Origin of the sequence: Anaerostipes faecis, assembly GCF_910574135.1 — a bacterium.
Lineage (GTDB): Bacteria > Bacillota > Clostridia > Lachnospirales > Lachnospiraceae > Anaerostipes > Anaerostipes hominis.
In genome coordinates, this window is sequence record NZ_CAJSYK010000037.1 from 1 (window position 1) to 20,235 (window position 20,235).

The 20,235-nt window shown below is 42.7% G+C and carries 20 protein-coding genes, 4 tRNA genes and 1 rRNA gene; 18 read left to right on the forward strand and 7 right to left on the reverse strand.

Annotated elements, in window-relative coordinates:
• From QGT46_RS15870 to QGT46_RS15900, 7 genes are all read left to right on the forward strand, one after another.
• Positions 1–116 (forward strand): 23S ribosomal RNA (locus tag QGT46_RS15870); the annotation flags it as partial.
• 101 nt (positions 117–217) lie between these two features.
• A tRNA-Asn gene (locus tag QGT46_RS15875) sits at positions 218–290 on the forward strand.
• A gap of 33 nt (positions 291–323) precedes the next feature.
• Positions 324–395, forward strand: a tRNA-Glu gene (locus QGT46_RS15880).
• A gap of 47 nt (positions 396–442) precedes the next feature.
• A tRNA-Cys gene (locus QGT46_RS15885) sits at positions 443–513 on the forward strand.
• 14 nt (positions 514–527) lie between these two features.
• Positions 528–601: transfer RNA gene (locus QGT46_RS15890), tRNA-Met, on the forward strand.
• Between the two features lie 149 nt (positions 602–750).
• Positions 751–2,100, forward strand: coding sequence for an MATE family efflux transporter (locus QGT46_RS15895; protein ID WP_148460221.1), 1,350 nt, complete (start codon positions 751–753; stop codon positions 2,098–2,100).
• A 98-nt stretch (positions 2,101–2,198) separates the two neighbouring features.
• The gene (locus QGT46_RS15900) at positions 2,199–3,185 is read left to right on the forward strand and encodes a diaminopimelate dehydrogenase (RefSeq protein ID WP_024729020.1); all 987 of its coding nucleotides are present in this window, start codon (positions 2,199–2,201) and stop codon (positions 3,183–3,185) included.
• 61 nt (positions 3,186–3,246) lie between these two features.
• Here QGT46_RS15900 and QGT46_RS15905 read toward each other — a convergent pair whose 3' ends face one another.
• The 7 genes from QGT46_RS15905 to QGT46_RS15935 all read right to left on the reverse strand — a co-directional run bounded on the left by QGT46_RS15905 (position 3,247) and on the right by QGT46_RS15935 (position 10,836).
• Complete coding sequence (locus tag QGT46_RS15905) at positions 3,247–3,927, reverse strand: transaldolase family protein (protein WP_024729019.1); 681 nt, start codon at positions 3,925–3,927, stop codon at positions 3,247–3,249.
• A 45-nt stretch (positions 3,928–3,972) separates the two neighbouring features.
• Positions 3,973–4,407 (reverse strand): PTS sugar transporter subunit IIA, encoded by a 435-nt coding sequence (locus QGT46_RS15910; RefSeq protein WP_034550517.1) that lies wholly within the window; start codon positions 4,405–4,407, stop codon positions 3,973–3,975.
• A complete protein-coding gene (locus QGT46_RS15915) occupies positions 4,400–5,923 on the reverse strand; it encodes a BglG family transcription antiterminator (RefSeq protein WP_024729017.1) in 1,524 nt (507 codons plus the stop codon). Before QGT46_RS15915 ends, QGT46_RS15910 begins: the two co-directional genes overlap by 8 nt.
• Positions 5,924–5,965: 42 nt before the next feature.
• Positions 5,966–7,156, reverse strand: coding sequence for a mannitol dehydrogenase (locus tag QGT46_RS15920; protein ID WP_148460220.1), 1,191 nt, complete (start codon positions 7,154–7,156; stop codon positions 5,966–5,968).
• A gap of 101 nt (positions 7,157–7,257) precedes the next feature.
• The gene (locus tag QGT46_RS15925) at positions 7,258–8,694 is read right to left on the reverse strand and encodes a PTS mannitol transporter subunit IICB (RefSeq protein WP_148460219.1); all 1,437 of its coding nucleotides are present in this window, start codon (positions 8,692–8,694) and stop codon (positions 7,258–7,260) included.
• Position 8,695: 1 nt separating this feature from the next.
• Complete coding sequence (locus QGT46_RS15930; RefSeq protein ID WP_148460218.1) at positions 8,696–9,157, reverse strand: PTS sugar transporter subunit IIA; 462 nt, start codon at positions 9,155–9,157, stop codon at positions 8,696–8,698.
• 584 nt (positions 9,158–9,741) lie between these two features.
• Positions 9,742–10,836: a LacI family DNA-binding transcriptional regulator gene (locus QGT46_RS15935; protein ID WP_024729013.1), complete on the reverse strand. Its 1,095-nt coding sequence runs from the start codon at positions 10,834–10,836 to the stop codon at positions 9,742–9,744.
• A gap of 308 nt (positions 10,837–11,144) precedes the next feature.
• Here QGT46_RS15935 and QGT46_RS15940 point away from each other — a divergent pair, with 308 nt between their 5' ends.
• From QGT46_RS15940 to QGT46_RS15990, 11 genes are all read left to right on the forward strand, one after another.
• The gene (locus QGT46_RS15940; RefSeq protein WP_148460217.1) at positions 11,145–12,584 is read left to right on the forward strand and encodes an NAD(P)/FAD-dependent oxidoreductase; all 1,440 of its coding nucleotides are present in this window, start codon (positions 11,145–11,147) and stop codon (positions 12,582–12,584) included.
• Entirely contained in the window at positions 12,584–13,849 is a 1,266-nt protein-coding gene (locus QGT46_RS15945; RefSeq protein WP_024729011.1) for an NAD(P)/FAD-dependent oxidoreductase, read from the forward strand. The genes QGT46_RS15940 and QGT46_RS15945 overlap by 1 nt, the downstream gene beginning before the upstream one ends.
• Position 13,850: 1 nt before the next feature.
• Entirely contained in the window at positions 13,851–14,201 is a 351-nt protein-coding gene (locus QGT46_RS15950) for a DUF1667 domain-containing protein (RefSeq protein WP_024729010.1), read from the forward strand.
• A gap of 18 nt (positions 14,202–14,219) precedes the next feature.
• The gene (locus QGT46_RS15955; protein ID WP_024729009.1) at positions 14,220–15,263 is read left to right on the forward strand and encodes a glycerol-3-phosphate dehydrogenase; all 1,044 of its coding nucleotides are present in this window, start codon (positions 14,220–14,222) and stop codon (positions 15,261–15,263) included.
• Between the two features lie 146 nt (positions 15,264–15,409).
• Positions 15,410–16,099 carry a cupin domain-containing protein gene (locus tag QGT46_RS15960; protein WP_287519278.1) on the forward strand — a complete coding sequence of 230 codons (690 nt, stop codon included), beginning with the start codon at positions 15,410–15,412 and terminating at the stop codon, positions 16,097–16,099.
• 22 nt (positions 16,100–16,121) lie between these two features.
• Positions 16,122–16,400: a sugar-binding domain-containing protein gene (locus QGT46_RS15965; protein ID WP_270432201.1), complete on the forward strand. Its 279-nt coding sequence runs from the start codon at positions 16,122–16,124 to the stop codon at positions 16,398–16,400.
• Between the two features lie 105 nt (positions 16,401–16,505).
• Positions 16,506–16,925, forward strand: coding sequence for a PPC domain-containing DNA-binding protein (locus QGT46_RS15970; RefSeq protein ID WP_024729006.1), 420 nt, complete (start codon positions 16,506–16,508; stop codon positions 16,923–16,925).
• A gap of 16 nt (positions 16,926–16,941) precedes the next feature.
• Positions 16,942–18,327, forward strand: coding sequence for an asparagine--tRNA ligase (asnS, locus tag QGT46_RS15975; RefSeq protein WP_148460216.1), 1,386 nt, complete (start codon positions 16,942–16,944; stop codon positions 18,325–18,327).
• A 108-nt stretch (positions 18,328–18,435) separates the two neighbouring features.
• Complete coding sequence (locus QGT46_RS15980) at positions 18,436–19,038, forward strand: hypothetical protein (protein ID WP_148460215.1); 603 nt, start codon at positions 18,436–18,438, stop codon at positions 19,036–19,038.
• A 31-nt stretch (positions 19,039–19,069) separates the two neighbouring features.
• A complete protein-coding gene (locus QGT46_RS15985; RefSeq protein WP_287519288.1) occupies positions 19,070–19,516 on the forward strand; it encodes a GatB/YqeY domain-containing protein in 447 nt (148 codons plus the stop codon).
• A gap of 8 nt (positions 19,517–19,524) precedes the next feature.
• Positions 19,525–20,073 carry a cysteine hydrolase family protein gene (locus QGT46_RS15990; protein ID WP_024729002.1) on the forward strand — a complete coding sequence of 183 codons (549 nt, stop codon included), beginning with the start codon at positions 19,525–19,527 and terminating at the stop codon, positions 20,071–20,073.
• Positions 20,074–20,235: the final 162 nt, after the last annotated feature.

Here is a 20,235-nt window from a genome sequence, read left to right on the forward strand (position 1 = left end):
TTTCCCATAGAGTAATCTAGTAAGACCCCTTGAAGACGACGAGGTAGATAGGGCAGAGGTGGAAGTACGGCAACGTATGGAGCTGACTGTTACTAATCGGTCGAGGCTTTAACCAAAGAAGGTAAGGAAGATGTTTGATGAAAGGTTCTGTATGTAGTTTTGAAGGTACATCAGAGGAATAATCGAAGGAAAAAAGAGAAAGAATAAAAAGAAGTGATCCTCGATAGCTCAGTTGGTAGAGCGCACGGCTGTTAACCGTGTTGTCGCTGGTTCGAGCCCAGCTCGGGGAGGTCAAAAAGACCGTGAAGCGGTCAAAGAAACAAGGCTCCATGGTCAAGTGGTTAAGACACCGCCCTTTCACGGCGGTAACACGGGTTCAAATCCCGTTGGAGTCATTTTTTCGTATCATAAATTAGATACGTTTGCATATACTATATTATATGGCGCCATAGCCAAGTGGTAAGGCATGGGACTGCAACTCCCTGATCACCAGTTCAAATCTGGTTGGCGCCTTTTTACTTTAATAACGCGGGGTGGAGCAGTCTGGTAGCTCGTCGGGCTCATAACCCGAAGGTCGTTGGTTCAAATCCGGCCCCCGCAACTCTAAGACAGTCTGGATATCGAAAGATATCCGGCTTTTTTATATTTTAAGGCATCTGGGCACGAAAAGTTGTCAAGCATTTCAAAAAGTGAGGGGTTGGGGAGAAGAGGTGGGCTTTCTAACTTTGTACTTTATTTAAAGGAGGGATTATGAATCATAAGAACAAGATGGAGACCCGACCGATGTTTCCGTTGATCGTATCCATGGCAGTACCTCCGCTCATATCCATGTTTATGCAGTATACGTATAATTTTGTAGACTGTATGTTTGTCTCATGGATTGGAGAAAAGGAACTGACTGCCGTGTCTCTGGCATTTCCAATCACAACCCTGATGATTGCGATGTCCATATGGATCGGTGTCGGCGTTAATGTACTAATCGCAGATAATCTTGGGCAAAAGAATCAGGACAGGGCAAATAGTGTTGTCACAAATGGTATATTGCTTTCAGCTGTTATGGGAATCATCGTTACCGGTGCTGTGCTTGTGATAACAAAACCTTTTTTTTCATCTTTTACAGACGATCCGGAAATATATCATTTAGCTGTCCGCTACATGAGAATCTGTGCTTTTTTGGAAGTATCCAGTATGGTACATATTTGTATTCAAAAGATTCTTCAGGGAACAGGGAATATGATCGGTCCCATGTGGTTTCAGATCGCGGGAGTTGTCCTGAACTTTATACTTGACCCGATTCTTATATTTGGCTATTTCAATTTTCCTAAAATGGGCATCGAAGGGGCCGCTGTGTCAACTGTATGCGGGTATACGCTTTCCATGATTTTAGCCTTTATTGTACTTATTTTCCGAAAGCAAAAGGTCAGGCTAAAAATAAGAGGTTTTCATATTGATTTCCAGATGATAAAAGAAATTTTTGTGATCGGATTTCCATCCTTTATCATGAATGCCCTGGGAGCATTTATGATTTACTTTACAAATATATTTCTTGTTGTATATTCCACGACTGGGGTGGCATTTTTCGGGGCATATTTTAAATTGCAGCAAGTTGTCATTATGACTTTAAATGGTCTTGTACAAGGATGTATTCCGATTATGAGTTATAACTATGGTGCAAAAAATATGCCAAGGCTTCGTCAGGCATTTAAATATGGAACAGGAATAGGAATTGGCCTTACAGGCATCAGCATTATTCTGTTTTGGACATTTCCGGAACAGATTTTAAGGATTTTCAATGCATCCGATGAAATGATGACATTTGGAGTGCCCGCATTAAAAATTATGTGTACAAGTTATGTATTTGCCGCGGCGGCCACAATGGCTGCATCGTTTATGCAGTCAACCAGGAGAGTTGGATTCAGTCTGATCATTAATATACTGAGGCAGCTGATACTTCTGCTGCCATTTATGTGGATTCTTTCATATTTTATTGGTATGAAAGGAATCTGGTGGTCTTTTTTAGCTGCGGAAACGATAACTGTATTCATAAGTATCTGTTTATATAGAAGATATCCGGTAGAATTTTCGGATGACCCTGTGTAGAGCAGGAAAAAATATGAATTACAGAACGTTTTATTCTTGCAGAATTCCATTCAAGCAAGTATAATCAAAAAAGAAAAAAAACAGACAGGAGAAAAAATATGAGTATACGTATAGGTATTTTAGGTTATGGAAATCTCGGACGCGGAGTGGAATGTGCAGTCCGTCAGAATCCGGATATGGAACTTGCTGCAGTTTTTACAAGAAGGAACCCACAAGATGTAACGATTCTTACAGAGTCGGCGGTAGTGTGCAATGTGGCGGATGCGGCAGACTGGAAGGATAAAATAGATGTAATGATCCTGTGCGGCGGAAGCGCCACAGACCTTCCTGTACAGACGCCGGAATATGCCTCTATATTCAATGTTGTGGACAGTTTTGATACACATGCAAGAATTCCGGAGCATTTCGCTAATGTTGATAAAGCTGCGAAAGAAGGAGGAAACGTAGGCATTATTTCCGTGGGATGGGACCCAGGAATGTTTTCTTTAAACAGAATGTATGCTAATGCGATCCTTCCAGACGGAAAGGACTATACATTTTGGGGCAGAGGAGTAAGCCAGGGCCATTCGGATGCAATCCGCCGGATAGATGGAGTAAAAGACGGAAAGCAGTATACAATTCCCGTAGATACAGCACTGGAAGCAGTAAGAAACGGAGAGGACCCTGAACTTACAACCCGTGAGAAACATACGAGAGAATGTTTTGTCGTGCTGGAAGAAGGGGCAGATGCGTCAATGATAGAGTCAGAGATCAAAAATATGCCGAATTATTTTGCAGACTACGATACAACCGTGCATTTTATAAGTGAAGAAGAATTAAAAAGAGATCACAGCAGCATTCCTCACGGAGGATTCGTTTTGAGAAGCGGAAAGACCGGATGGGAAAACGAAAATAAGCATCTGATTGAATATAGTTTGAAGCTGGATTCTAATCCTGAGTTTACATCCAGTGTTATTGCGGCATATGCAAGGGCCGCTTACAGACTTGCCAAAGAAGGACAGACAGGATGCAAAACTGTATTTGATATTGCGCCTGCATACCTCAGTGCGAAAACAGGAGAAGAACTGCGCAAAGAATTATTATAATAAGATAAATAAAAAAACTCCGGAGCAAAACATGAACTCCGGAGTTTTTTTGTAACGTTTTTTAGAAATCAAGCATAGTCTTTCCTTCACCGCAGCAGTTTTCAAAGTCGCGGATGAAGTCTTTTACGGCACCTTCAGCAACCTGGTTGAATGCGAGGGTTTTCAAGGTATCCGGATTGACTGTGACAGATCCGATACCGAATTTGCCCATTTCAAGAACCTGCTGAGAGTTTTTGAAAGATGCACCGAGGACTTCCGCATCATATCCCGCAGCCCTGACCATGGTATGAATATCTTTTGAAATCTGCACACCATTGTATCCTAAGTTATCCAGGCGGTTTACATAAGGGGCGAGGAACTTAGCTCCTGCTTTCGCAGCCATGAATGCAGGCATTACACCGTAAATAGCGGTTGCGGTTACGTTAATTCCCTCTTTGCTCAGGATAGAAATCGCTTTTAATCCGTTTGCAGTTACGGGTACTTTAATGTACATGTTGCCGCCGATGGCATCAACCATATGTTTTGCTTCTTTTACCATATCATCGGTCTCTGTTGAAAGCACCTGTGCATGAAGCATCGCTTCTTCCGGGATCAGAGCACGGATCTTCTTTAACTGGTCCATAGGATCAGGATTTCCGGTCTTGCCCAAGATCGTGGGATTGGTAGTGACTCCATCATAAGGATATATTGCATAGAGTTCCTCGATTTTTGTTAAGTCTGCGTCGTCAATTAAAATTAACATAATATATCTCCTTTTTGTAATTTATAGCTGGCTTAAATGATTGAATTAAACGGTCAAGTCTCCGATGATGTCCAGGATTTCTTCTTTTGTCTGTGCTTCTTTTAAATTTTTGATATTTTCTTCTTCACAGATTACTTCAGAGAGCTTCATAAGGATATCCAGGTGGGTTCCGTCTTTGCCTGCAACACCCATAACGATATATACGGTGTCATCGCCGTATTTCACCCCTTCCGGTACCTGAATAAAGGATATACCGGATTCTTTTATGTATTTTTCGGAACCGTCGATACCATGAGGGATGGCTACGTTATTGCCGATGTAGGTAGAGATGACTTCTTCTCTCTTGTGCATACATTCTACATATTTTGGATCCACATAGCCCTGTTCCACCAGAACTTTACCCGCCACGTCAATAGCGTCTTCCTTATTCCGGAGGCGTTTGTTTAAAACAATGTTGTCTGCGTTGAAAATCTTATTCATGATGTTCTCCTTTTTTATTGAGGTGTTTGATGCGTTTTCTGGTTTCTTCCTTGTCCCTGTCGTTGAGCAGCGGGGATACACAGATGTACTTATCGTCGCCTAAATCCAGCGGTACTGTGGAAATAATCAGGTCATAGCGAGACAGGTCTTCATCGGAGAGTTTATGGAGAGAAATAATCTTCTCTACGTCGATCTCTGCAAATTCCCGCTCCAGACGGCTTCTTAACATCTTGGATGAACCCATGCCTGAGGCACAGACGACCAGGACTTCAATGGACTGTTTGGTCAGATACTCCATCGATGCAATAAAGTAGATGACGATATACCCTATTTCATCATCCGGCACCGGTACGGAGGTGTGTTTAAAAACTTCTATAAAACTCTGCCTCACAATATCATAAAGCTTTGGATGGGACTGATAAATATCGTCATTGAGAGGATTGGATACATTCATGCCGCTTCTGATCCGTTCCAGGGCCATATTGATGTGAAGCATAAGATTCTCGGCAAGGTTCTCATCTTCGCTGTATGGGAAACCAAACCGTTCCTCTACTCTGGCGATCAGCTGGGTGACCAGATCCAGCTGTTTTAAAATGCTGGAATCATTTGCAACATGGTAGTGAGTGCGTCCTGTATATAGGTTGATCATCCAGTTGAAGTAGTTAAGCTCTGTATCATAGAGCTTAATATGAAACTTATGTTCCAGCAGGTGTTTGATACTTTTGTAAAGTTCCAGCTCAGGATTTGGTATATCCACGGAGAGCCTTAACTCGTCCTCCTTTTCATCTACAAGAGAATGCCTTTTGATAAAAATACACAGGAGGAACAAAAACTCCTGGAATTCTTTATCGGATACATTGAGTCTCTTTTTTGAAATAAGTGGATTCAGAAAATCATAGATGACAGATAATGTGTCTTCATAATCCCATTGAATCAGGAGATTGATGAATGCACAGCTTTTGTATTTTTTGTTTTTCATCCAGTCAAAGAAATTATCCAGAGGAATATTTCTCAGAATTATGCTGATCAACAGGTGACGTTTTGATATTTCTTTCCCTTCTAGTATAACACCTTCACTTCGTTTTGTAATCAAGGTAATATCATCATTTTCAAGGAAATTCTGCAGCTGGTGCAGACTGTTTCTGATCGTCTGCGTAGACGTTTTCAGATCGATGGCCAGTGACTGAGTCTTTACATAATCATTCTCGTGGAGAAGGATGAGAAGTATCAGATCATTCCGTTCTTTTGCGGTATAAGTCTGTTCCACCTTGGACTCCTCAAAGAGATACTCCAGCCGTTTCATATTATACAGGGAACCATAGATCTGCATTCCCCTGCCGGACTGAGATTCCAGCTTTAAATCACAGGATTCCATGATGTCATTTATTTCGGGCATTTCGCGGTAAACGGTACGTTCTGTGACGCCCAGTTCCTTTGCAATCTCTGAAACCCTCACATAACCGGTTGCATCCAGCAGATATTCGATAATTTCTTTTGCGCGGTCAGAAATAACCATATCTTCACCTATCTTCCTCTCTGATAAAATCGATCATTGAATTTAAACAACGAGCCCTCTGATTTCATTGTATTGTCTGTCAATCATTTTTAAAATGGATGCAAAATCTTTGGGTGAATTTTTCAACTGTTCATAAAATGCCATAATATAGTTGCCGCAGGGTTCATCGGATGATATTTGGCATGTCTCGTTTAAAAGCTCGTGAGCGGAAGCATCCGCTATACTATATAGGGCAGCTGCTGTGGAAAAAGACAGATAAACAGGGAGAACGCCTTCCTGTTCGCAGCCGCGCAGTGCTCCTACCAAACGGTCCTTCGGCTTTAACTTTCTGATCGGTTCCCTTCCTACACGTTCCACGGTATCGTGGAGATAAGGGTTTTGGAAGCGGAACAGCAGATTGTCTATATGAGCTTTCAGCTCAGAAAATTCTACATGATACCTTTTTGAGATCATCATGGCACTTTCTATCATAGCACCTTCCACCAGCTTTCGTATATAGATATCACCAATACTTTCGTCAATATATGTATATCCTTTTATTTTTCCAAGAAATGCAGTAACAGCATGGGCCATGTTATGGATGTACAGCTTTCGTTCCAGATAAAAAGAAAACGGGCTGAAAGGCACTATTTTTTTATAGTCAGGAATTGGCCCTTTAAAGGCAGCCCGGTCAACCGGAAGATAATCATAATCTTCCACACAGATCCGGAGCGGATCACCTTTTTTCATAGCTTCTGTCATCACAGGCACCATGCGGCCGATGGAAGTTTCTACAAGTCCAAGGCTTTCATCCAAGGTTTTTTTATGTCTGGCGGGCAGCATGTCTTTGATTTTTTCATATAAAAATTCATCGGCATCCATTAAATTTTCGCAGATCAGAAGATCCAGTGTGTTGGCGGGATCTTTGTCCCAGCGTCTGGTGAGTCCCTCACAGATGACCGGAATGATTTTTTCGAGGACAGTGACACCCACGGAAGTAGCCAGAAGGTTTGCAGATGCTATTTCATCACTGACAGCGGAAGCATCTTTTCCGTCAACGGCCCGTATGTTTTGAATCCAGACAGTTTTCCCGTTTTCTCCCACAATCTCCTGGGGATAGGTTTTATCTCTGTTAATGGCATTTATAACGTCGTCATTTACATCGACAAATACGACTTCATAGCCGGTCTGTGAGAGCAGGGCACCGATAAATCCCCGTCCGATATTGCCTGCCCCATACATAACTGCTTTCATTTGAATTCCCTCCCAAAATACCGGAACAGGGCATTCCCCAGAAGGAAACGCCCGTTCCAATTGCTATGCTTATTATTCGGATTGTACCAAGAGTACTCAGTTTAACGGTTTTTTAAACGTTCTACAAGTTCATCGTATTCCGGAGCCTGAAGATAGTTGGTAATGGATAAGTGCTGCTTTTTAGGCTGAGCTGCTTTTGCAGTACCTGTCAGCTCTTTGTGTGTGATCACTAAATCTGTGTCATCCGGAATCTTGGAGATCGCAGTGTTGATGACTTCAACAGGGAGGTCAGCCGCTTTTACTTTTTTCTTTAATGCTGCAGCAGACATTGCACTGGAGCCCATACCCGCATCACAGGCAACGACAATCTTATTTACATTTGTAAGATCTAAGCCTGCAACACCGAGAGAAGAATCGTTTGTCACGGCATCAGATGTATTGGAAGCACTGGAGCCCATGGCTTCTTTTGGAATGACAGAAGGACCTAAAGAAGCTTCTCCCTTTCCTTTTGCCACCATTCGTTTTACAAAGAAGGCGTTGATCACAAAAGATACCGCACAGGAGATTGCCACACCTGCGATGACACCGATCATAGAACTCTTGGGCGACAGTGCAAGGACTGAGAAGATACTGCCCGGAGAAGGTGTTGCAACGGTTCCCACATTCATAAGCGTAAATGTACCGGTACCTGCGATACCGCCGGCGATCATACCGATGATTGTGAGAGGATTGGCTAATACATATGGGAAATAAACTTCATGGATACCGCCGAAGAAATGAATAAGAATCATTCCGGGAGCGGCTTCTTTCATCTCGCCTTTTCCGAAGAACCAGTAAGCAAGCAGGAGTCCGAGTCCGGTTCCCGGGTTAGGAACTAATAAAAACAGTGCTGAATGTCCTAAAGTTTTAACCTGCTCGTAACCGATCGGTCCAAAAATACCGTGGTCTAAAGCGTTATTTAAGAATAGTACTTTTGCAGGTTCTACAAAAATTGCAGACAAAGGAAGTACATTGTGAGTTACAATCCAGTTTACTCCGTTTGTGAGTACCTGAGTCACGGTATCCATGACAGGGCCGAATACAAGGTAAGCTACACAGCAGAGAATACCGCCGATGATACCTAAAGAGAAGTTGTTGACGATCATTTCAAAACCGCCGGGGATTTTTCCGTCTACGGCAGCATCAAACTTTTTAATGCACCATCCGGATGCAGGTCCTAAGATCATGGCTGCGAGGAACATCGGGGTTCCCGGCACTGCTACGATGGCACCGACAGTTACCAATGCACCAATGACTCCTCCGCGGTCTCCTCCGACCATCTTACCTCCGGTGTGACCGATCAGGATAGGAAGCAGTGAATTAAGGATCGGGCTGATTAAATTTGCAAGCTTTGCATTTGGTGTCCAGCCTGTTTCAAGGAAGAATGCGGTGATCAAACCGAATCCGATAAATGCGCCGATATTTGGGATAACCATTCCGGCCAGAAATGCTCCGAATTTTTGAAGCTTCTGGGAGAATGTTGTTTTTTCATGTTCCATACTATAACTCTCCTTCTTTTAGATAATTCTCATTGATAATCCTGATGAATTCTTCTTTTGATGTGGCAGATAATAGTTTTTCACATTCCTCCGGTTTGCAGAGGATATCAGTAATCTGCATAAGTTCCTGTATGGTGTCTTCTTCTTTACATGCAATTCCTATCACATAGGTTACACTTTCTCCGTTGTAATCTATGGTGTCAGGAAAGTGTGCAATGCAGATTCCGGATTTTAATACCTGGTCCAGAGAAGTTTCATTCCCATGAGGTATGGCAACGCCGAACCCTAAATATGTATTATGCTCAAGCTCACGTTCGAGCATGCTGTCTTCATATCCGGGATTCACATATCGGTTGGATACAAGAAGTCTGCCTGCAATGCGGATCGCATCTTTCTTTGCTGTACTTGGAAGTCCCCATGCAATGTTGTTTAAGAATTCATCATTAAGAAGTTTGCCGGCCATGCTCACCTCTCCTTTGTTGGGCAGCAGCCGATTCCCGGGCGGCTGCTGTTTGCAGTAAACGTTTATCTGTATTTATCATAGCTTATGATTTGCATGAATGTAAATACAGACTAATGCTATCTTTTTCATCGGAGGTTGTGACATAATTTTGTTTTGAAACGATGACAGAAGAAAACATTGTTTGCGTTGCTAAGAATACAGTATACGAAGAGTGACTTGTAAAAAGATGTTGAAGAGGGTATAATATCAAAAAATATATTTTTTAAAATTTACCTAAACTGTTTTTTATAGAATAAAAATGTAAAATAAAAGAAAAAACATAACCATTTATTAAAATATTAGACCAGTCACCAAGAATTAAAAATGTGTAATCAGAATGGAACAGTAAAAAAATACTATAAACATTCTTAAGCAATTGGATATTATATAATTCTAAAGGAGGGACACAAATTGGGTATTTCAATTATGCCGGCAATGATTCTTTCTTGCCTTCTTGTATTAGTTACAATAGTGGCAATCGTAAAAATTATTCAGAATTTAAAAAAGTAAGAATTATTAGAGATGATAAAAAAACAGGGAATGTGTCAAAAGCATTCCCTGTTTTTTGCCTTTCCCGTGGAATTTCGGACAATCAGTTCCGGTTCATATTCCAGCCTCATAATATAATGATGCTTTGAAATCCCGTCTTTTTGTGTATTCTTCTTATAAATAATATCTACGGCTTCCTTCCCTTTAAAAGCGGCTGCGTGCTCAATGGTTGTAAGAGAGATCTGAGGCATCCCGGAAAGTGGAATGTTATCAAATCCGCAGACTGAAAAGTCTCCCGGTATTTTATAGCCGTGATCAGTGATGGCAGACATGATCCCGAACGCAGTCATATCGTTGTTCCCAACAAAAGCAGTGGATTTCGTGTGATTCTCCAAGGCCTTTGAAACCAGATCATAACCATTTAAGTATTCGGAATTGTCCGGTGTATATCTGGAATAAGTAGAGAACTTAGAGGAAAGAACCTCGATATTATTCAAATCAAGGTTGTATGCCTTAAAACTGTTTTTCAACCCTTCCAATCTGTGAAGCCTTCCGATTTCTTTTTGTTTGATTGGTGCCGAAACAAAAGATACATGGGTGTGACCGAGAGAGATCAGATATTCACCGAGTATGAACCCGGGCTTTTTGCTGTCCAGTTCAACCGAATCAAATCGGGAGCCCTCAGGTTTGTCACCGATGGAGACCATAGGCACCGACTTGGACAGAGCATTGATCTCTGAAATCTTAGAAGACGGAGGATACAAAAAAATGATGCCGCTCAGGTCAAAGTTTGAAAGCATCTTTATGTAATACTCCTCCTGAGACACATCCCGGATCGTGGATACGGAAAATACGGTGTAGTCATATTCCCTGGCGCGTTCTGTGATGGAATGGATCAGCATGGAGTAGTAGCCATTAGAGAGAATAGGGCAGATAACGATGATTGTTTTAGAGAGTGCGGATGCTTTTTTTAACGCATTTTTCTCCGGTTTCTTATAGCCCAGTTCTTTGGCTGCGGCTTTTACCTTATCCACCGTCTCCTTTGAAAAAGAAACGTGAGGCTTGCTGCTTAAAATCATAGAAACACTGGACTGGGAGAGTCCTGTGTACTCAGCAATATCCCTTGTTGTGACTTTATTTCTCTTTCCCATAATGAGCCTCCTGTCAAGTAGAAATATCTTCGATTTATTTTGATTAATAAAAATTACTAATTGAAACTTTTTATTGATTATTAATATTATACTAATGATTAATAACAAACACAAGGAAAACAGGGGAAAGTATCTGATCTGAAAAAAATAAAAGGAGAAAAGGCCTGTTAATCAATGTTTTATGATTAATCAAAAGTAGGTGAAAGCCGCATAAAATGGCGGTTTCATACGTTTGACAGGGCCAAATTATTATGATTAGATAAGGGCAGTAAGACAAACAGGGACTCAGTCGAAGGAGGATAAGAACAGTGTATGATGTAGCAATTATAGGTGCGGGGATTACAGGATGTTCCATCGCATATGAATTAGGAAAGTATAATGTAAATGCAGTGGTCATTGAAAAAGAAAACGATGTGGCTGTCGGCACAACAAAAGCAAACAGTGCCATCATCCATGGAGGATATGACCCGATACCGGGATCTCTGATGGCAAAATATAATATCAGAGGAAATCAGTACATAAAAGAGCTGTGTAAAAAGCTGGACGTTCCATTTAAGCAGATCGGAGCCCTGATTGTTGCCTTTGAAGAAAAGGAAGAAAAAACATTAGAAGAGTTAAAACAGCGTGGAGAGAAAAATGGTGTTCCGGATATGGAGATATGGGATCAGGAAACCTTAAGAAAAGAAGAACCGAATATTTCTGAGAAAGCTATCAAAGCTTTATTTTCCCCGAATGTAGGAATCATCAGTCCGTGGGAACTGGCAATCGCTCTCGGAGAGATGGCTGCCTTAAATGGTGTTGAATTTAAGCTGAACACCGAGGTCACGGACATTAAAAAGAACAATGATTCTTATGAAATTAAAACCAACAACGGAACCGTTGAGGCAAAATATATCTGCAATGCGGCAGGAGTCAACGCCGACAAAGTAAACGAATATACGAATAAAAAATCCTTTACCATCAAGCCAAATAAAGGTGAGTATTACTTATTGGATAAAAGCCAGGGAGAACTTGTAAACCATGTGATCTTCCAGTGCCCGAATAAAGACGGAAAAGGTGTGCTCGTATCGCCTACCGTACACGGAAATCTGATTGTCGGGCCGAATTCACAGCCAACGGACGGAGACGATGTGTCAACCTCAACAGACGGATTAAGCTTTGTAAGAAATACTGCCTTAAAATCCGTGCCTGGAATTAACTTCAGAGAATCCATCAGAAATTTCGCGGGAGTCCGTGCAAGAACAAAAGAGGATGACTTCTTCATTTTTGAAGATGAAGAAAACAAAGGCTTCTTTAATATTTCAGGAATGGCTTCTCCGGGACTTTCTTCCGCACCGGCAATCGCAGTTGACCTGTTAAAGATGATGGAAGAGTCAGGACTTTGTCTGGAAGCAAAAAAAGAAATCAAGGACGAGAGAAAAGTAAATCGTTTTAAGAAGCTGAGTGATGAAGAGAGAGCTGCGCTGATTAAAGAAAATCCATTGTACGGAAAAATTATCTGCCGCTGTGAGACAGTGACGGAAGGGGAGATTGTGGACGCGATCCACCGCCCGATCCCTGCCACATCCATTGATGCAGTCAAGAGAAGATGCAACGCAGGCATGGGAAGATGCCAGGGTGGTTTCTGCGGCCCGAGAGTGCAGGAGATCATCTCAAGAGAATTAAACATTCCACTGGAAGACGTTCCGCAGGACCGTGTGGGAATGAACATTATTACAGGAGAAACAAAAACAGGAGGTGCCAGATAATGAAATATGATGTGATCGTAGTCGGAGGAGGACCAGCAGGCCTTGCGGCAGCAGTGGAAGCGAGCAAAAATGGTGCCGATAAAATCTTAGTGGTAGAACGTGACCAGGAATTAGGCGGAATCTTAAATCAGTGTATTCACAATGGATTCGGGCTTCATTATTTCAAAGAAGAATTGACCGGACCGGAGTATGCAAATAAATTTATTGAAATGTTAGCCAAGACAAATATTGAAGTGATGCTGGACACCATGGTTTTGGATGTGGATGAAGAGAAAAAATGCGTTCATGCCATGAACAAGAAAAACGGCTATATGGTACTGGAAGGAAAAGCTCTGATCTTAAACATGGGCTGCCGGGAGAGGACCAGGGGAGCCATTGCAATCCCGGGAGACCGTCCGGCCGGAGTCTTCACTGCGGGTGCGGCTCAGAGATATGTCAACATTGAAGGATATATGGTAGGAAAAAAAGTCCTGATCTTAGGGTCCGGAGATATCGGTCTGATCATGGCAAGGCGTATGAGTTTAGAGGGCGCAAAGGTTGTGGGATGCGTTGAACTCTGTCCATATTCCAACGGACTTACAAGAAACATCGTGCAGTGTCTGGAAGATTACGATATTCCTCTGTATCTATCCCACACGATCACGGATATCAAAGGGGATAAGAGAGTGGAGCAGGTTACCGTACAGAAAGTGGATGAGAAGAACCAGCCGATTCCGGGAACAGAGATCATATTTGACGTAGACACCGTTCTTTTATCCGTAGGCCTGATCCCTGAAAATGAACTGACAAGGGCAGCAGGAATTACTATGGACCCGAGAACAAACGGACCGGTCGTATTTGAAAACATGGAGACATCCGCAGAAGGCATCTTTGCAAGCGGCAATGTTGTGCATGTCCATGATCTGGTAGACTTTGTAACTGCGGAGAGCCAGAAGGCGGGAAGAAGTGCAGCAGAGTATGTAAAGAACGGAGAGGCTGAAGACCAGACATATATTGAGCTGAAAAACGGAGACTGTGTAGGATATACGGTGCCGCAGAAGATACGTCCTGCCAATGTGGATAAGATGGTGGAAGTGATGTTCCGTGTGCGCAACGTATACCGCGATGTGGCGATCAAGGTGACTTCCGGCGGAGAAGAGCTGGCTTCCTTTAAACGGGAACATATGGCTCCGGGGGAGATGGAAAAAATCGTGATACCAAAGGCGTTTTTAGATAAGGTGAAAAACGGCGAGATCACTGTGTCTGTAGAAAAGGTAGGTGCTTAACATGACAGATTTAATTTGTATTGTTTGTCCGAAAGGATGTCACTTAAAAGTCGATGAAGAAAACGGATATAAAGTAACCGGGAACGGATGTCCGAGAGGCGCCGTATACGGGGAAAAAGAATTAGTCAATCCTACCAGAGTCATCACGTCTACCGTAAGGGTTGAGGCAGAGACAGCGAGAAGAGTCCCTGTGAAAACAAACGGAGACATTCCGAAAGGGAAGATTTATGATATCATGGATGAGCTGACCAAAGTGACAGCCAAGGCCCCGGTGAATGTGGGCGATGTGATCATTAAAGATGTTCTTGGACTGGGAGTAGATATTGTGGCAACAAAGAAAGTAACAGCATAAGCATTATAGGAGGAAAACATGAGCGTTATTACATTTATTTGTGCAGGACAGATGGCATCAGCAATTACATTTCCGGCGATGGAAAACGGACACGAGGTCCGCTTGGTTGGTTCCCCGCTGGATCGGGACATTATTGACGGATTAAAGAAAGACAATTTCCATATCACTTTAAAAAGGACCCTGCACGACGGGATCAAATATTATCAGATTGAAGAATTAGAAGAGGCTCTGGACGGAGCAGACGCAGCACTCTGCGGTGTCAGCAGCTTTGGCTTAGACTGGTTCTGTGATGAGATTCTTCCGGTGATTCCTGATAATGTACCGCTCCTCTCTGTGACAAAAGGCATGGTGGATCTGGATGACGGAACCCTGGTTCCATATCCGATGATCTTTGAGGAACGCCAGCCGGAAGGAAAGCATCTTGACCTCAATGCCATCGGCGGTCCGTGTACCAGCTATGAATTGGCAGACCACGACCACAGCCATGTGGCTTTCTGTGGAAAGAACATGGAAACTCTCAAAATGTTCAAAGAGCTTCTGGCAACAGACTACTATCACATCACTCTTTCTAAGGACGTAGTAGGTGTGGAGTGTGCCGTGGCCATGAAGAATGCATATGCACTTGGTGTTACTCTGGCTGTCGGGCTTTCTGAAAAAATGGAAGGAAAGATCGGTATCCAGCACTACAATTCCCAGGCTGCATTGTTCGGACAGAGCGTAAAAGAAATGACAAGACTCTTAGAACTGATCGGCGGAGGCCCGGAAAATATTATTCACGGCGCAGGGGATCTGTATGTGACGGTTTTCGGCGGAAGAACAAGGAAGATCGGAACACTTCTCGGACGCGGATTAAGCTTCGATGATGCTATGGAAGAATTACAGGGTGTGACTCTGGAATCCATCGTCATTGCAACGAGAACTGCACGTGCCGTAAGAAAACTTGCGGAACGCGGAATCGTTTCACTGGATGAGTTCCCACTTCTGATGCATGTTGATTCTATCATCAATGAAAGTGCTGAGGTCAATATTCCTTGGGAAGACTTTACGATGATTAAAGAATAAAAACAATCTTATTTATTAAGGGGCAAAGCCATTTTTACGGCTTTGCCCTTTTTGCTACAGCTATATAAGAATAAAACACTTCCAAGTGTGTCAAATGACACAAGAGGCATAACATAATTGACGAAACGGTAAAGGATTTGGGGAGAATGGCGTGGTTTTACCGGGCCAACAGCAGAACAGGGAAGGTTTTTGGGAAAAAGAGTCTGCATCTGGATGAAGAGACAGAAATGGTAATTGATTATATGCATTATCCGAAAGGATTTACAACGGTGCTTCACAGACATCCAACTTCTCATGGAATCTATGTGCTGGAGGGGCAGCTGGAGACGGACGGTGAACTTTATGGGCCCGGGACCTTTGTATGGTATCCGGAAGGAATCGCAGCTGCACATGGAGCGACAGAATATGAAGATCTGAAGTGTCTGCTGATCTCCAATAAAGCATTTTCCATCGAATATCTTGAGGAGGGAGAACAGAGTCAAAATTCCCTTGAGAAAAAGGTGACAGATGTAAACCGGATGCCGTGGTTTTACCGGCAGACGACAACCACAGGGAAAATATTTGGAAAAAAGGCTTTATTATTGGATAATGAGACAGGTATGCAGATTAATTATATGAATTATCCCGCGGGATTTACGACTATAAATCACAGACATACGGCAGGCCATGGCTTTTTTGTTCTGGAGGGACAGTTACAGACCGGAGATGAGCTTTATGGACCGGGAACTTTTGTCTGGTATCCGGAAGGATATGTGACGGCTCACGGAGCAACCGAATATGAAGATTTGAAGTGTCTGCAGATATCGAATAAAACTTTTAATATTGAATATGTGTAAGGCTCAGTGAAAGGAACAGGTTATGGGAAGCACAGAGGAAGAATGTACAGCACTCCAGGCAGGAAAGCATCTTGCACGAAGGCTGCCCAATGTGAAATATGCGGCAGTTTCCGGCGGACGAATGGCAAGAGAAACAGCAATGAAATTCACATCCTCGATTCCTTTGGAACATGTGACTTTTGTCCCGCTGTGCGGCGGTGTTGATAAGGAGTTATGGGATATTCAGGCAAATACGGTATGTGAGTATTTTGCAAGCCACTGCGGTGCCGCCGGCCTTCAGCTGCATTCCAGGTTTCTCTGATCAGAAAATTTTCGGAATATACCATTACTTGAAAGATCGCTGTACTGGTTCTATAATAATGAAAGACACTGCTCGTTGAAACCATGAATATGAGGAGGGATTCATATGGAATACCGTAAGTTTGGAAAGCAATATGTCATAAGGCTGGAAAAAGGAGAAGAGGTTGTATCATCAATCAAAGATTTATGTGAAAAAGAAAATGTAAAGCTGGGCTCTCTGTCAGGTATCGGGGCTGTAAATAAAGTAACCGCAGGTTTATTTAAGACAAAAGAAAAGAAGTATGTAAGTAAGACCTATGAGGAAGATATGGAGATTGTTTCACTTAGCGGTAATGTTTCCTGCATGAATGGGGAAACCTATTTACACTTCCATATCAGTGTCGCCAATGAAGCAGGAGAAGTCCGTGGAGGACATCTCACAGAAGCCTGTATCAGCGCTACCGGAGAATTGGTGCTTACAGAGATAGAAGGAACTGTGGACCGGGAATACAGCGGTGAGATTGGATTGAATTTATTCAAATTTTAAGAGGAGAAGCAGAAAATTGCAAATATTAACAGGGAGACAGGTTTATAAACAGTATAAAGAGTACAGTCAGGAGAAACTGAGTCTGTGCGGATGGGTCAGAAGCAACCGGGACTCCAGGGACTTTGGGTTTCTCGTGATCAATGACGGGACTTTTTTTGAACCGATCCAGATCGTGTACGGCAAAGAACTTTCGAATTTTACCGAGGTGAAGAAGCTGTCTGTCGGAACTGCGGTGATCGTGAAGGGGATTCTCACAGAGACACCGGATGCCAGACAGCCGTTTGAGATACAGGCAGAGTCCGTAGAAGTGGAGGGTGAATCTCCGTCTGATTATCCGCTTCAGAAGAAACGGCATTCGTTTGAATATCTGAGAACGATCGCCCATTTAAGGCCGAGGGCCAACACATTTCAGGCGGTGTACAGAGTCCGTTCTCTGATCGCCTACGCCATCCATAAGTTTTTTATGGAGAGAGATTTTGTTTATGTGCACACACCGATAATTTCAGGACAGGACTGTGAGGGTGCCGGGGAAATGTTTCAGGTGACAACGCTTGACCTGGAGGAACTTTCCCATGGCAAAAAGCTGGATTACAGGGAGGATTTTTTTGAGAGAGAAACCAGTCTCACAGTCAGCGGACAGCTAAATGGAGAAGTCTTTGCCCAGGCTTTCCGAAATATCTATACTTTTGGACCGACATTTCGGGCGGAGGAATCCAATACTACAAGGCATGCGGCGGAATTTTGGATGATCGAACCGGAAATGGCCTTTGCGGATCTGAAAGACAATATGCTGTTGGCGGAAAAAATGATCAAATATATTATTAAATATGTACTGGAACAAGCTCCGGAAGAAATGGAGTTTTTCAATAAATTTGTGGACAAAGGTCTGCTGGATCGCCTGCGTCATGTGGCGGAGTCAGAATTTGCAAGGGTTACCTATACAGAGGCCATTGATATTTTGAAGGAGCACAATGATAAGTTTCAATATCCGGTATCCTGGGGAACAGATTTACAGACAGAGCATGAGCGGTATCTGACGGAGAAAGTATTTAAGAAGCCTGTATTTGTGACAGACTATCCGAAGGAGATTAAGGCATTTTATATGAAACAGAATCCGGATGGAAAGACGGTGGCGGCAGTGGATCTTTTGGTGCCGGGGATCGGGGAGATCATCGGGGGCAGCCAGAGAGAAGATGATCTGGATAAACTGCGAATGAGAATGGAAGAACTTAAAATGAATCTATCTGACTATGATTTTTATTTGGATTTAAGAAAATACGGTTCTGCCAGACACTCAGGTTTCGGGCTTGGATTCGAGCGGATGGTCATGTACGTGACGGGAATGGCAAATATCCGAGATGTGATACCGTTTCCGAGGACTGCGGGGAAATGTGAGTTTTAAAAATGTTATGTATACTTATTTGTCAGAAAAATGGAAGTGGTTCAGTGCTTCCATTTTTTTGTATAGAATAAGCCAAAATACATATGCTATAAAAAAAGAGGTGGTTTGATGCATTCCTTATGGCAGGAAAAAATAGAGTTTCCATATTACCCGATTTTGAAAACAGATAAGCAAGTCGATATATTGTATCTGGAGGCATCCCTTCAGAATGCAGTGGAGGCTCATTTTCAAAAAGAGCAGGGCAAATCTGTGATGATCATGGAAGAGAAAAGCATCGCGGACATGACGGAGCTCGGAGGAATGGGAATCATTAAAGGAGAAACAAAAGAAGAGATCAAAGATCTGCACAGACTGAGGGATTATATAGAGGGAAGAAATATTCCCTGTGACATGGTTGTGGAATCCGACACCTGTATCTGGGTCCATCCACTCAAACTGTTTTTGTTTATGACAGAGGGTATCGATGTATATGAACAGATGAAGGTTATGGGACGTAAGGGCAATAAACTGGATACGGGAACCGTTTATATAACGGCAGATACGGTCGTTGAAAAAAAAGAAAAAGAACCGCTGTATGTACATGCATTTTTAAGCAAAGAATTTCCGAAACTTGAGAAACCATACAAGGAAATGCGAAGGTACGGAGACTGTTGGCTTATCTGTACAGAGGAAGAAACGGTAGAAGGAAGTGATTTCTCCTGGATTATATGATAGAATAAAAACAAAAAATCAGGAGGACATTATGAGCAAGATTGAAGAAATCAGAAAAGAAATGGTAGCAGCCATGAAAAATAAGGATAAAGCAAGAAAAGAAGCTTTGTCCATGCTGTTAAGCGCATTAAAAAATGCACAGATTGATAAAAGAGAAGACCTCACGGAGGCGGAAGAAAATACAATTATTGCAAAAGAGATGAAGCAGACGAAAGAAACTCTGGAATCCTGTCCGGCAGAGCGCACAGACATTATTGAGGAATGTAATATACGCCTTGCGGTCATTAAAGAATTTGCTCCCGAAGAGATGAGTGAGGAACAGATCAATGCTGAGATTGATGTGGTGCTCACAGAACTCGGGATCGAGGCTCCAGGTGCAAAAGACAAGGGTAAGATCATGAAAAGCCTTATGCCGAAAGTGAAGGGAAAAGCCGATGGCAAACTGGTCAATCAGCTTGTGGCTGCAAGGATTGGATAGGAGACTGTATGGAACATATTTTAGTGGTCGTTGATATGCAGAATGACTTCATAGACGGCGCCCTGGGGACCAAAGAGGCCAGGGAGATCGTTGAGGCAGCAGCAGAGAAGATAAGAGAGTTTAAAGGCAGTATATACGGAACATTAGATACCCACTCCAAAGATTATCTCAGCACACAGGAAGGTAAAAATCTGCCCGTTCCCCATTGCATCCTGGGAGAAGAAGGATGGGCACTGCATCCTGATATCATGGATGCCATCTCTGAGACAGAGGCAGAAGTGATGGACTTCTGTCGGAAAGATACGTTTGGTTCCATTGAACTGTGCGAACTGCTGAAACAGAGATATGAGGGAAAGGACGCAGAAATCCAATTCATCGGCCTGTGCACCGATATCTGTGTGATCTCCAATGCACTCATGGTAAAGGCAGCCCTTCCGGAAGCAAAATTGATCGTCCACGCGGACCTTTGCGCAGGAGTGACAAAAGAAAGCCATGACAATGCCCTGAATGCAATGAAGATGTGTCAGGTGGACATACAGACTCAGAAAGAGATTTAAATAAATTATACCCACAGGAAGAACGGTGTTCCCTGTGGGTATACATTTTTATGAGACTATGAAAAAAAGTCTGTAAATAAGATTCTTCTATGATAATGAAGGGCGAAAGTCTTGAAAAACAGGCTTTTCGCCCTTACTTTATATATAACAGTTACAAAAAAA

Excerpts from the sequence above, each read along its gene's own strand:
- QGT46_RS15895 (WP_148460221.1), top strand. The coding sequence starts at position 751 with ATGAATCATAAGAACAAGATGGAGACCCGACCGATGTTTCCGTTGATC.
- QGT46_RS15900 (WP_024729020.1), top strand. The coding sequence starts at position 2,199 with ATGAGTATACGTATAGGTATTTTAGGTTATGGAAATCTCGGACGCGGA.
- QGT46_RS15905 (WP_024729019.1), bottom strand. The coding sequence starts at position 3,927 with ATGTTAATTTTAATTGACGACGCAGACTTAACAAAAATCGAGGAACTC.
- QGT46_RS15910 (WP_034550517.1), bottom strand. The coding sequence starts at position 4,407 with ATGAATAAGATTTTCAACGCAGACAACATTGTTTTAAACAAACGCCTC.
- QGT46_RS15915 (WP_024729017.1), bottom strand. The coding sequence starts at position 5,923 with ATGGTTATTTCTGACCGCGCAAAAGAAATTATCGAATATCTGCTGGAT.
- QGT46_RS15920 (WP_148460220.1), bottom strand. The coding sequence starts at position 7,156 with ATGAAAGCAGTTATGTATGGGGCAGGCAATATCGGACGGGGATTTATC.
- QGT46_RS15925 (WP_148460219.1), bottom strand. The coding sequence starts at position 8,694 with ATGGAACATGAAAAAACAACATTCTCCCAGAAGCTTCAAAAATTCGGA.
- QGT46_RS15930 (WP_148460218.1), bottom strand. The coding sequence starts at position 9,157 with ATGGCCGGCAAACTTCTTAATGATGAATTCTTAAACAACATTGCATGG.
- QGT46_RS15935 (WP_024729013.1), bottom strand. The coding sequence starts at position 10,836 with ATGGGAAAGAGAAATAAAGTCACAACAAGGGATATTGCTGAGTACACA.
- QGT46_RS15945 (WP_024729011.1), top strand. The coding sequence starts at position 12,584 with ATGAAATATGATGTGATCGTAGTCGGAGGAGGACCAGCAGGCCTTGCG.
- QGT46_RS15950 (WP_024729010.1), top strand. The coding sequence starts at position 13,851 with ATGACAGATTTAATTTGTATTGTTTGTCCGAAAGGATGTCACTTAAAA.
- QGT46_RS15955 (WP_024729009.1), top strand. The coding sequence starts at position 14,220 with ATGAGCGTTATTACATTTATTTGTGCAGGACAGATGGCATCAGCAATT.
- QGT46_RS15960 (WP_287519278.1), top strand. The coding sequence starts at position 15,410 with ATGGCGTGGTTTTACCGGGCCAACAGCAGAACAGGGAAGGTTTTTGGG.
- QGT46_RS15965 (WP_270432201.1), top strand. The coding sequence starts at position 16,122 with ATGGGAAGCACAGAGGAAGAATGTACAGCACTCCAGGCAGGAAAGCAT.
- QGT46_RS15970 (WP_024729006.1), top strand. The coding sequence starts at position 16,506 with ATGGAATACCGTAAGTTTGGAAAGCAATATGTCATAAGGCTGGAAAAA.
- QGT46_RS15980 (WP_148460215.1), top strand. The coding sequence starts at position 18,436 with ATGCATTCCTTATGGCAGGAAAAAATAGAGTTTCCATATTACCCGATT.
- QGT46_RS15985 (WP_287519288.1), top strand. The coding sequence starts at position 19,070 with ATGAGCAAGATTGAAGAAATCAGAAAAGAAATGGTAGCAGCCATGAAA.
- QGT46_RS15990 (WP_024729002.1), top strand. The coding sequence starts at position 19,525 with ATGGAACATATTTTAGTGGTCGTTGATATGCAGAATGACTTCATAGAC.